An 11,581-nucleotide genomic window follows, 5' to 3' on the forward strand; every position below is an offset into this window, starting at 1 on the left:
GGCACCATGGAAAGTGCATTTGACCGCAGCAACGGCGTGATCCAGAGCCTGCTGGACACCGATTACTACACCTTCACCATGATGCAGGCGGTGCTGCACCAGCACCCCAATGTCGAGGTCGAGTACCAGTTCATCGTCCGTTCCAGGGAGTCCCTGGTGCACCTGATTCCGCAGATCCGCCAGGAGCTGGAGAAGCTCGCCGGCCTGCAGATGCGTGAAGGCGAACAGCGCTTTTTGTTCAACAAGCGTTTTCGCGAGTACCTGACCCCGGACTTCGAACAGTTCCTCGGCCTGTTCCGCTTCAACCTGCGCTACATCCATGTGGCCGCCATCGATGGCCAGCTGAGCATCCGCGTCCGTGGGCCGATGCTGCACTGCATCATGTTCGAGCAGCCGGTGCTGGCCATGGTCAGCGAGTTGCGCAACCGCGAGCGCTATCCGGAGGTGGAGCTTGCGGACGTCAGCCGCCGTTTGTACCAGAAGTTCGAATGGCTGGAGAAAAACGCCAGCCGCGAAGAGCTCGCCGACTTCCGTGTCTCGGACTTCTCCACTCGCCGGCGCCTGTCGTTCAAGGCCCAGCGCGAAGTGGTGAAAATCATGAGCAGCGATTTCCCCGGGGTCTTCGTCGGCACCAGCAACGCACACCTGGCCTACGAGTTCGACCTGCCGCTGATCGGCACCATGGCCCACCAATGGCTGATGGTGCACCAGCAACTGGGGCGGTTGCGCGAGAGCCAGAACGCCGCCCTGGAAAACTGGGTGCGCGAATACCGCGGTCGCCTGGGCATCGCCCTGACCGACTGCATCAGCACCGATTTTTTCCTCAAGGATTTCGACCTGTATTTCGCCAAGCTCTACGACGGCCTGCGCCAGGATTCCGGGGACCCGATCCTTTGGGCCGACAAAGTCCTGGCCCGCTACCGCGAGCTGGGCATCGACCCGCGGAGCAAGGACCTGATGTTCTCCGACGGCCTGAACTTCGAGAAATGCCTGCCGATCCTGCGCCACGTGCGTGGCCAGGCTCGGTTCGGTTTCGGCATGGGCACCAGCCTGGCCTGCGACGTCGAGGGCGTCGAGCCGCTGAGCATCGTGATGAAGCTGGTACGGGTCCATGGCGAACCGGTGGTGAAGTTCTCCGATGACCCGATCAAGAACGTCTGCGAAGACCCGTCGTTCCTCAGATACGCGGCGCAAGTGTTCAACGTCGACCTTGCCCGCTCGCCCCTGGAGGCCTGATATGAGTAGCCAGACCCAAGAACGCATTGCCCGGGAACTGGGCATCGACCGGCACCTGCTGCGCGGTGGCGAGGCCGGCGAGATCGCCCGGCGCGTGGATTTCATCCAGCAGGTGCTGCGCGAGTCCGGCTGCCGGACCCTGGTGCTGGGCATCAGTGGCGGCGTCGATTCCCTGACCGCCGGCCGCCTGTGCCAGCTGGCGGTGGAGCAACTGCGCGAAGCAGGGCACGACGCGCGCTTTATCGCCATGCGCTTGCCTTACCGCAGCCAGGCCGACGAAAGCGATGCCCAGGCGTCCCTGGACTTCATCCGCCCGGACAGCATCAGCACCTGCAACATTGCCGACGCCGTCGACGGCCTGATGGGCCAGATTCGGATCGAAGGGTTGCAGCCTTCGGCGGCGCTCACGGACTTCGCCAAGGGCAACGTCAAGGCGCGGACGCGGATGCTGGCCCAGTACGCGGTGGCCAATTTCAGCGACGGCCTGGTGGTGGGCACCGACCATGGCGCCGAGGCGCTGATGGGTTTTTTCACCAAATTCGGCGATGGCGCCTGCGACCTGGCCCCGCTGTCGGGGCTGACCAAGACCCAGGTACGCCTGCTGGCCGATGCGCTGGATGCCCCCCAGCACCTGGTGCACAAGGCGCCCACGGCGGACCTTGAAGAATTGGCGCCGGGCAAGCTGGACGAAACCGCTTATGGCTGCAGCTACGCCGAGATCGATGCCTACCTGATGGGAGAACCGGTGCCCGATGCCGTGCGCCAGTTGATCGAAACCGCCTACCGGCGCACCGCCCACAAACGCGCTTTGCCGCGTACTCCCGCCTGATCTCCCTGTCGCTGCAGGAGCCGGACTGCCAGCGAAGAGGCCTGCAAGGCTGTCCTTCGCCGGCCAATGGAGGGGTATCAATCCGGCCATTTCTCCAGTGCCGCTCGACACTCTTCGGTCAGCTCGGCCATATGTTCCCGTACTTCTGGCCAACCCAGCAGCTCCATCGCCTCAAGGGCACCCAGGCGCAGCGGCGCCCATTGCGGGTGTTCGAAGCCATTGTCTTCGAGGGTCAGTCCATAGGCCTCTGGACTCAGGGCTTCACAGGCGCTCAACAGGGTTTGCAGTCGCTGGTGCAAATGCGGCGCCAGGTGCGCAGGGAAACGCTGTACAAAGTGCGCGAGATAATCGAGATGGTCGGACCACAGGTTGCATTCGGCGCAGCAGCCGACTTCGATTCGCTGCCGGCCTGCATCCAGGGCCAGGAATTCCAGGGCTGGGCCCAGTTCGCCGACCAGGATGATTTTTCGGTACTCGTCCTGGCCATACCAGGTCCAGATTCTCGACCCGATGGTGGGTGTCTCGTCGATGCCCGTTTGCACCATTTTCCTTCTCCTTCATGCCACCAGTGCGGCTGTCCGCTTATGAAGTCGTGCAGCCGTTGCCATAGGCTACAGCATGGTTTCGGGCTCGTCCGGCTAACTGCTGGTCAACATTGTCCACTTCGCACAATGCGACGCGTGATGACTTGGGGGACGGTGGATGCCCCGGTGGAAGAAGAGCTGCAACAGGGGGCTAGTTTCTGTGCCGCGGGAATACCGGTTGCTATGGCGGGCGATGCACCTGCTCTATGCCCAGGGTCGATACCGCCTGCCCAAGTTGCATAGTCCTGTCGAACTCGCCAGCGGTTCCAGCCTAGAACAGATTCCCTGGGGTATGTCGGGTTGGGGCGTGTGGGGCGATTCTGTAGGCGCCAGGCTTGCCAGCAATGGCGGTAGTGACGGCGCCATCGCGAGCAATCGAGCGTCGACCGGCTGCTCCTACAGGTAGAGGCGTATCAGGCCTGCACCGGCGTGCACAGCTCTACCAGCAGGCCGTCGGGGCAGCGCACATAGGACACCGTCTGCCCCCAGGGTTTTTCGCTGGGCGCGCCGAGTTCGCTGGCGCCAGCGTCCAGGGCCCGTCGATGGGCGGCGTGCACGTCTGCGCAGACCAGGCCGATTTCCATGCCCAGCGGCTTGGCCGAGCCATGGGCCTCGATGTGGCCACCCTTGAAGTTCATCTCGGCCAGTTCATGGGCGGCGAAGGCGAGGGCGGTGGCGCCGGTTTCCAGTTCGCCGTAGGTGCCGGACTCGTGGAGGAAGCGGGTGGGCAGGCCGAAGGCGCGGTCGAAGAACGCCAGGGAGGCGCCGACATCGGGGACGTAGCAAATGGTGTAGGCGAATTTCATGTTTGAGCGGTCCTTGTTCGTTGACGACGGCGGATTCTGTCACACCCGCCGCGCTACTCGCTGCCCCGGCACCAGCCCGGGCGCGCGTCCTGGTAGGCGTGATGGGTTGGCTTGAGCGTTTCCGGACCGTTGTCGTCGAAGCAGCCCAGCAGCAGGGCGACGGTCGGTTCATCGTCGATCGCGCCCAATGAACTGCCGCAACGGGGGCAGAACGCGCGGCTGGAGTATGCCGAGGAACGGAACGTCGCCGGTGTGCCGCTCCAGGTGACCCGCTCTCGGGGAAATTCGACCCAGGTCGCGGTGAGCGCACCGGTGTGCCGCTGGCACAGCTTGCATGAGCAACTGTGGGGATTCTGCGCCGGCCCCAGGGCCGCGAAACGGACCTGCCCGCACAGGCAGCCGCCGTTGTGGATCAATGGATTCATGGCCTGCTCCTCGAGCGTTCAGGGTGCCGGGCAAGGGTAGAACCAAATCTCATGGGCCCATGGGGTTTAATGGTTACAGGCTGCTACGGGACCGGTGATGGCGGTCGTGAGGACGCCATCGCGAGCCAGCCGGGAACCGATGCTTCAGCGCAGCTTTTCCAGCATCTGGTAGTACCACATGCCCGCCGCCAGCATCGGGTTGCCCAACTGGTCGCCGAAGGGCACGCGGATGTGTCGGCAGGCGGCGAAGGTGTCGTAGTCACCCAGGTGGCCGGTGATGGCCTGGGCCATGATCTCGCCCATGATGTGGCTGGTGGCGATGCCGTGCCCGGAGTAGCCCTGGCAGTACCAGACGTTGTCCGAAAGCTTGCCCAGTTGCGGGATGCGGTTGATCACGATGCCCATGGCGCAGCTCCACTGGAAGTCGATGGCCACGCCCTTGAGGGCCGGGAAGGTGCGTTCGATGCACGGGCGCAGTTCACCGGCGATGTCCCGCGAGTCCTTGCCGCTGTAGTTGGCGCCGCCGCCGAACAGCAGGCGGCCGTCGGCGGTCAGGCGGTAGTAGTCGAGCACGAAGCGGCAGTCGTAGACCGCCAGGTCCTGGGGGTTGAGGCGCCGGGCCAGCTCGCCCAGGGGCGCGGTGGTGACGATGCCGCCCATGGCCGGGAAGATCTTGCCCTTGAGCTGCCTGGGCTCCAGCTTGTGGTACACGTCGCCGGCCAGCAGCACCTGCTTGGCATCGATGCGGCCCTGGGCGGTGATCACCGCCGGGCGCTCGCCGTGGACGATCCGCAGCACTTCGCTGTGCTCGAAGATCAGCGCGCCCAGGCTTTCGGCAGCGCGGGCCTCGCCGATGCACAGGTTCAGCGGGTGCAGGTGCAGATTGCGGGTGTTCTTGATCGCACCGTGGTACAGCGGGCTGTCCAGGACGTCGCGCAGCTGTTGCCGGTCCAGCAGGCTGACGTCGTCGCCCATGCCGCGGCGCACGGCCTCTTCATGGTCGGCGCGCAGCCCGGCGAGGTGGCTGGGCTTGTAGGCGGCATGCAGATGGCCGTGCTTGAGGTCGCAGGCGATGGCGTACTTGTCCACCCGCTGCTGGATGATCCGGTGCCCGCGCCAGCGCAGTTGCCAGATGAAATCGTCGACCTCGTCCCCCAGGCTGCGGCGCATCTGCTTGCGCATGGCTTCATCGCCGGACAGGCTGCCGGTGACCTGGCCGCCGTTGCGCCCGGTGGCGCCCCAGCCGATTTTGTGGCTTTCGACGATGGCCACTTTCAGGCCACGTTCGGCCAGTTCCACGGCGCTGGCGACGCCGGTGAAACCGCCGCCAATGATCACCACGTCCACGCTGACCTGGCCTTGCAGGGGCGGGTAGGCGGTTTCGTGGTTGAGGGTGGCGCTGTAATAGGAAGGGCAGCGCTCGGCTGCCGGTGATACCGGGTGGAATGCGGCTGTCATGGGCTGTTCTCGAATGCTTGGATGGGGCAGGCCGGCACCCTGATGCCGGCCTGCGCGTCACGCCTGGGTCAGGTACCAGCGCCAGTCCTGCTCGCCGACTTCGGCCATGAACTGGCGGTACTCGGCGCGCTTGACTGCCAGGTAGACCCCGAGGAAGTCGCTGCCCAGGGCGTCGCGGGCCCAGACGGAATTTTCCAGGGCGGTGAGGGCGGTCAGCCAATCGGTGGGCAGCCGTTCGTTGGCTTGGGCGTAGCCGTTGCCTTGCACCGGGTCGCCCGGGTCGAGCTGTTCGCGCACACCGCGCAGGATGCCGGCGAGAATCGCCGCGGCGGCCAGGTAGGGGTTGGCGTCGGCGCCGCAGATGCGGTGTTCGATATGCCGGCTGTTGGCCGGGCCGCCCGGCACCCGCAGGCTCACGGTGCGGTTGTCGACGCCCCAGGTCGGCGCCAGCGGCGCGTAGCTGTTGGCCTGGAAGCGCCGGTAGGAGTTGGCGTTGGGGCAGAACAGCAGCAGCGAGTCGAGCAGGGAGGCGAGCATGCCGCCCACGGCCTGGCGCAGCAACGGGGTGCCGGCCGGGTCCTCGGCGGCGAACAGGTTGCGGCCCCCGGCATCGGCGAGGCTCACGTGCATGTGCATGCCGGTGCCCGCCAGATCGTCGAAGGGCTTGGCCATGAAGGTGGCTTGCATCCCATGCTGGTGCGCCACCGCCTTGACCAGGCGTTTGTAGCGCACCGCCTGGTCCATGGCCTCCAGCGCATCGCCGTGTTCCAGGGTGATTTCCACCTGGCCCGGGGCGTATTCGGAGATTGCCGTGCGCGCCGGAATGCCTTGCAGTTTGCAGGCGGCATAGAGGTCGGCGAGGAAGGGTTCGATCTGCTCCAGCTCGCGCAGGCCATAGACCTGGGTCTGCCGTGGCCGGCCGCCGTCGGCGTCCAGGGCCGGTTGCGGGCGGCCGTTGCCGTCGCGCTTGGCGTCCAGCAGGTAGAACTCCAGTTCGCAGGCCATCACCGGGTGATAACCCTCGGCCTTGAGCTGCTCGATGACCTTGATCAACAGGTGGCGCGGGTCGGCGATGCTGGCGGGCAGGCCTTGCTGCGGGTGCATGCTGACCTGCACCGCGGCGGTGGGGATCTGCCGCCACGGCAGGCGTACCAGGCTGCCGGCCAGGGGGTAGGCGCGGCAGTCGATATCGCCGACGTCCCAGACCAGCCCGGAATTTTCCACGTCGTCGCCGCTGAGGGTCAGGCCGAGGATGGTGCTGGGCAGCGGCCGGCCGCTTTCGTACACCGCCAAGAGTTCCTCGCGGTGCAACAGCTTGCCGCGGGGCACGCCGTTGGCGTCGAGGATGAACAGCTCGATCATGTCGATATCGGGGTTGGCGGCCAGGAAGCTACGGGCCTCGTCAAGGGCTGCAAAATTCATGGTGCTCTCGCTTGCGCCCTGGGGGCGCGCAGGTTCGGTTCATGCAACGGCGCCGGTGGGGCCCGGTTGCAATGGCAGAAATCGAGTCTGGAAGCTGGACGCGCATGAGTGCGCGTTCAGGCAAGCGAGAGATCCGGAGGGCGCGAGGAATGACGCAGGCGGGAGCGGCACAGGGCCATGGGCAGGTTGACCAGCAGTTTCATCGCCGGTCCTCGAGGTGGCCGGGGAGGTGGCCGTGACGCGGCTGCTTCTGCATGCCCATGGCGCTACCGCTGCACGGGGCAGAGGGGCGAATCGGGCAGGGAGGGCAGGAGCGCGAAGCGTTCATCGGCCGGCGGGTCTCGTCAAGAATTCACGGACATATCGTGCAACTGAGGTTCACCGTTTTACCGGGACTGGTCCTCGCTGCCAAGGGGAGTGTCACAAAATAATTAACGCCATGCCCCGGCAGCACGACGCCAAAGCCTTCAGTAAACCCAGGGCACCAGGCGCCAGGTGTAGGCGCAGTAAGTGTCGTATTGCTTGCCGAACTGTTTGTGCAGCAGCGCCTCTTCGGCATGGATACGGGCGATCAGCGGGATCAGCATCAGCGCAGTCAGCAGCAGGCCGACTCCGGAGCGAAAGGCCAGGGACCAGCCGACGCAGTTGATCAGCAGCCCCAGGTAGCTCGGGTTGCGCAGAGTGCCGTAGATACCGGTGGTCACCAGTCGGTGGCCGGGCTGGATCGCCACCAGGCCGCTGAAGCGCTTGCCCAGCACGAACACCGGCCACAGCCGCAGGATGCCGCCGAGGATGAAAAACACCACTCCCAGCCAGCGCACGTCGGCATCGCCAACGGTCCAGACATGCAGGCGATCGGTGTAGGCGGGGAGAAACGCCAGTAACAGCCCGAGGATGCCGAAGGCGACGAGCACCCAGCGATTGCCGCGGTCTTCCTGTTCGCCGGGGCTCATGTTGCCTTTGCTGAACAGCGCCACGCCGGTCATGATCAGGGTGGACAGGGCGATGACCCACAGCGCCGGATGGGAGAAGAAGGCTATCGGCCCGCCGATGCCGAGGATGGCCAGGCCAAGGTAGGCGAGGGTGGCGCACACGCTGAATACCGCCAGTTGGGGAGAGATACGCATGATGGACCCTCACGAATGCCAGGGGGTATGCCTTCAGTGTAGGACCATCGCCGGGACATCCCGCGGCACCGCGTCGCCTGCATCGCCGGTAATCCTGGCTCCTACCGAAACGAGGTGTTCGCGGCTTCTGTAGGAGCGAGGCTTGCCCGCGAGGCGGTGTATCTGACACACCACCTTGCTTGGATCCCCTACGGATGCACAGGCGGTTTCTCCGCCAGTTGGGCGACCAGGAACTCGATGAAGGCCCGGGTCTTTTGCGGCACGCGCCGGGCGGACGGGTAGACCGCGTGGATGCTGATCGGCGGCGCCTGCCATTCGCACAGCACCGGCACCAGGCGCCCCGCGGCCAGGGCGTCGGCAACGATGAAATCCGGCAGCAGGGCGATGCCCATCCCGGCTTCGGCGGCCTGGGCCAGCAGGTCGCCGTTGTTGGCGTGCAGCGGGCCGGTGACGTGGACGCGCTGGGTGTCCTTGCCGTTGCTCAGTTGCAGGCTGACCCCGCTTTGCAGGTAGCCGTAGTTCAGGCACTGGTGGGCAGTCAGGTCGCGGGGCGTGCGCGGGGTGCCGGCGCGCTTCAGGTACTCCGGCGAGGCCACCATGATCCGCGGCGCCGGGGCCAGCAGCCGGGCCACCAGCGAGGAGTCGGCCAGGCTGGCGATGCGGATGGTCACGTCGAAACCGCCGCGCACCGGGTCCACCTGCTGGTCGCTGAGCACCAGTTGCAACTCGATGTTCGGGTGCTGTTCGTGGAACAGCGGCACCAGCGGCCCGAGGCGGCGCAAGCCGAAGGACATTGGCGCGTTGACCCGCAGCACCCCGCGCAATTCGCCGATGCCGTCCCGGGCCCGTTGTTCGGCCTCGTCCACCGCGGCCAGCACTTCCCGCGCCGACTCGTAGTACTCGGCGCCGGCTTCGGTCAGGTGCAGGCTGCGGGTGGTGCGTTGCAGCAACTGCACGCCGATGTCTTCTTCCAGGGCCTGGATCTGTTTGCTGACTTTCGAGCGCGGTACGTCCATGGCCCGGGCCGCGGCGGCGAAGCCGTTGGCATCCACCGTGACGACAAAGGCGCGCATGCATTCGAGGCGGTCCATGATTGTCCCTTATTTGGAATCAATGATTCTCGATTTTAGGGAATTGTCCCTTATCGGGCTAGCCCCTAAATTAGCCACCAAGCCGGCAGCAAAGCCTCCCGAAGCGGGACCCGCGCCGAGCCCCGGGCGTTACAGAGCAACGCTCGAACCCACCCAGCAGTCGACAACAAAAGGAACGCGCCATGTCTATCCGTGAATTGCTCAACCCGAACAACTCCGCCCTGATCCTGATCGACCATCAGCCGCAGATGTCCTTCGGCGTGCAGTCGATCGACCGCCAGACCCTGAAGAACAACACCGTGGGCCTGGCCAAGTCAGCGAAGATCTTCAACGTGCCGACCATTTTCACTTCGGTGGAGACCGAAAGCTTCAGCGGCTACATCTGGCCGGAACTGCTCGCCGTGTTCCCCGACCATCAGCCGATCGAGCGCACCTCGATGAACTCCTGGGAAGACAAGAAGCTGGTGGACGCAGTGAAGGCCACCGGTCGCAAGAAGCTGATCATGGCCGCCCTGTGGACCGAGGTCTGCCTGACCTTCCCGGCCCTGGAAGCCCTGGCCGAAGGCTACGAGGTGTACATCGTCACCGACGCCTCCGGCGGCACCACCCAGGAAGCCCACGACATGTCGGTGCAGCGCATGATCCAGGCCGGCGCGGTGCCTGTGACCTGGCAGCAAGTACTGCTCGAATTCCAGCGTGACTGGGCTCACAAGGAGACTTACGACGCAGTGATGGACCTGGTGCGCGAGCACAGCGGCGCCTACGGCATGGGCGTGGACTACGCCTACACCATGGTGCACAAGGCGCCGCAGCGTCAGGTCAAGTAAGCGACGGTCGGCGGGCGCTCCTCCAGGGCGCCCGCTAGACTTTTCCCTCTCTCTGCGGCGTGGAGGCAGAGCATGAATCTCGAACTTTCCGATGGCGTGGTCACCCTGCTGGTGCGCCACCGCATCAAGGCGGGGCAGGAGCAGGCGTACGAAGCCTGGTTGCGCCGGACCGTCGGCACCGCCCGCGGCTACCCGGGGCACCTGGGGATCGATGTGGTGCGCGGGCACAGCGGCGGTCTCGCGCTGTTCACCAGCGTGCTGCGGTTTGCCAGCACCGAGCAGTTGCAGCACTGGCTCGACTCCGCCGACCGCCGCGACCTGGTGGCCGAAGCCCAGCCCATGCTGGCCGACGGCGACCGGACCGAAATCAACGCCGACCGCGAATTCTGGTTCACCCCCACCGAAGCCGGCGCCCCCGCACAGCCACCGCGCTGGAAGCAGGCCTGCGTGACCTTCCTGGTGATCCTGCCCCTGAGCCTGCTGGTGCCGGCCCTGTGGCAACCGCTGTTCGCCCGGCTGCCCTGGTTCGGCGGTTACCTGCAGGCCAACGTGCTGATCACCCTGAGCATCGTGCTGTTGGTGGTCTATGTCTTCATGCCGCGGGCGACCCGCTTGTTCAGTCGCTGGCTGCAACCGCGCAACCCTGTCTGAGCGCCCTAAACGGGGGCTACTTTTTCCGACGCTAAGGAGCACTGTCATGAGCAATGCCATTGCTGATCTGATCCTGCACAACGGCCGTCTGCATACGGTCGACCGGGCCCGGCCGAGCGCCAGCGCGGTCGCCATCAAGGACGGCAAATTCATCGCTGTGGGCACCGATGCCGAGGCCATGGCCCTGCGCGGCAGCGCCACCCAGGTCATCGACCTCAAGGGCCGCACGGTGATCCCCGGCCTCAACGACTCGCACCTGCACCTGATCCGCGGCGGCCTGAACTACAACCTGGAGCTGCGCTGGGAGGGCGTGCCGTCCCTGGCCGACGCCCTGCGCATGCTCAAGGACCAGGCCGAACGCACCCCAGCGCCGCAGTGGGTGCGGGTGGTGGGCGGCTGGAACGAATTCCAGTTCGCCGAAAAACGCATGCTGACCATCGAGGAACTCAACCAGGCGGCACCGGACACCCCGGTGTTCGTCCTGCACCTGTACGACCGCGCCTTGCTCAACCGCGCGGCGCTGCGGGTGGTGGGCTACGACCGCAATACGCCGAACCCGCCGGGCGGCGAGATCGTCCGCGATGCCAAGGGCGAACCCACCGGCATGCTGGTGGCCCGACCGAACGCGATGATCCTGTATGCGACCCTGGCCAAAGGGCCGAAATTGCCCCTGGAATACCAGGTCAACTCGACCCGGCAGTTCATGCGTGAACTCAATCGCCTCGGCGTCACCAGTGCCATCGATGCCGGTGGCGGTTTCCAGAACTACCCGGACGACTATGAGGTCATCAACGAGCTAGCGGCCCAGCAGCAACTGACCGTACGCATCGCCTACAACCTGTTCACCCAGAAACCCAAGGAAGAGCTGGCGGACTTCAAGAACTGGACCGGCAAGGTGACCTACGGCCAGGGCGACGATTTCCTGCGGCACAACGGCGCCGGGGAAATGCTGGTGTTCTCGGCGGCGGACTTCGAGGACTTCCTCGAGCCGCGCCCGGACCTGCCGCAGACCATGGAGCAGGAACTGGAACCGGTGGTGCGCCACCTGGTGGAGCAGCGCTGGCCGTTCCGCCTGCATGCCACCTACGACGAGTCGATCTCGCGCATGCTCGATGTGTTCGAGAA

The 11,581-nt window shown here is 65.5% G+C and carries 12 protein-coding genes; 5 read left to right on the forward strand and 7 right to left on the reverse strand.

Features of this window, described 5'->3' with window-relative positions; translation table 11 throughout:
* Nucleotides 1-6 precede the first annotated feature (6 nt).
* Both pncB and nadE read left to right on the forward strand, forming a co-directional pair.
* Entirely contained in the window at nt 7-1,236 is a 1,230-nt protein-coding gene (pncB, locus tag ACQKQA_RS06525) for a nicotinate phosphoribosyltransferase (protein WP_427554697.1), read from the forward strand.
* Nucleotide 1,237: 1 nt separating this feature from the next.
* A complete protein-coding gene (nadE, locus tag ACQKQA_RS06530) occupies nt 1,238-2,065 on the forward strand; it encodes an ammonia-dependent NAD(+) synthetase (RefSeq protein ID WP_427554699.1) in 828 nt (275 codons plus the stop codon).
* 77 nt (nt 2,066-2,142) lie between these two features.
* Here nadE and ACQKQA_RS06535 read toward each other — a convergent pair whose 3' ends face one another.
* The 7 genes from ACQKQA_RS06535 to ACQKQA_RS06565 form a co-directional block, all read right to left on the reverse strand.
* Nucleotides 2,143-2,610, reverse strand: a complete 468-nt coding sequence (locus tag ACQKQA_RS06535; protein ID WP_427554701.1) for a hypothetical protein — start codon at nt 2,608-2,610, stop codon at nt 2,143-2,145.
* A 452-nt stretch (nt 2,611-3,062) separates the two neighbouring features.
* Nucleotides 3,063-3,455 (reverse strand): VOC family protein, encoded by a 393-nt coding sequence (locus tag ACQKQA_RS06540; RefSeq protein ID WP_427554703.1) that lies wholly within the window; start codon nt 3,453-3,455, stop codon nt 3,063-3,065.
* A gap of 53 nt (nt 3,456-3,508) precedes the next feature.
* A complete protein-coding gene (locus ACQKQA_RS06545; protein WP_427554705.1) occupies nt 3,509-3,880 on the reverse strand; it encodes a GFA family protein in 372 nt (123 codons plus the stop codon).
* Nucleotides 3,881-4,024: 144 nt separating this feature from the next.
* A complete protein-coding gene (locus ACQKQA_RS06550) occupies nt 4,025-5,338 on the reverse strand; it encodes an NAD(P)/FAD-dependent oxidoreductase (RefSeq protein WP_427554707.1) in 1,314 nt (437 codons plus the stop codon).
* A gap of 57 nt (nt 5,339-5,395) precedes the next feature.
* On the reverse strand, nt 5,396-6,760 hold the full coding sequence (locus ACQKQA_RS06555; protein WP_427554709.1) for a glutamine synthetase family protein: 1,365 nt from the start codon (nt 6,758-6,760) through the stop codon (nt 5,396-5,398).
* Nucleotides 6,761-7,227: 467 nt separating this feature from the next.
* Nucleotides 7,228-7,887, reverse strand: coding sequence for a methyltransferase family protein (locus ACQKQA_RS06560; RefSeq protein WP_427554710.1), 660 nt, complete (start codon nt 7,885-7,887; stop codon nt 7,228-7,230).
* A gap of 188 nt (nt 7,888-8,075) precedes the next feature.
* Nucleotides 8,076-8,978 carry a LysR substrate-binding domain-containing protein gene (locus tag ACQKQA_RS06565; RefSeq protein WP_427554712.1) on the reverse strand — a complete coding sequence of 301 codons (903 nt, stop codon included), beginning with the start codon at nt 8,976-8,978 and terminating at the stop codon, nt 8,076-8,078.
* A gap of 182 nt (nt 8,979-9,160) precedes the next feature.
* Here ACQKQA_RS06565 and ACQKQA_RS06570 point away from each other — a divergent pair, with 182 nt between their 5' ends.
* The 3 genes from ACQKQA_RS06570 to ACQKQA_RS06580 all read left to right on the forward strand — a co-directional run.
* Nucleotides 9,161-9,805, forward strand: a complete 645-nt coding sequence (locus ACQKQA_RS06570; protein WP_427554714.1) for a hydrolase — start codon at nt 9,161-9,163, stop codon at nt 9,803-9,805.
* Nucleotides 9,806-9,877: 72 nt separating this feature from the next.
* Nucleotides 9,878-10,456: an antibiotic biosynthesis monooxygenase gene (locus tag ACQKQA_RS06575; protein ID WP_427554716.1), complete on the forward strand. Its 579-nt coding sequence runs from the start codon at nt 9,878-9,880 to the stop codon at nt 10,454-10,456.
* A 46-nt stretch (nt 10,457-10,502) separates the two neighbouring features.
* Nucleotides 10,503-11,581, forward strand: a 1,079-nt coding sequence (locus ACQKQA_RS06580) for an amidohydrolase (protein ID WP_427554718.1), incomplete at its 3' end; no start/stop codon positions are given.

This window comes from Pseudomonas sp. NPDC089530 (genome assembly GCF_050280705.1).
GTDB lineage: Bacteria > Pseudomonadota > Gammaproteobacteria > Pseudomonadales > Pseudomonadaceae > Aquipseudomonas.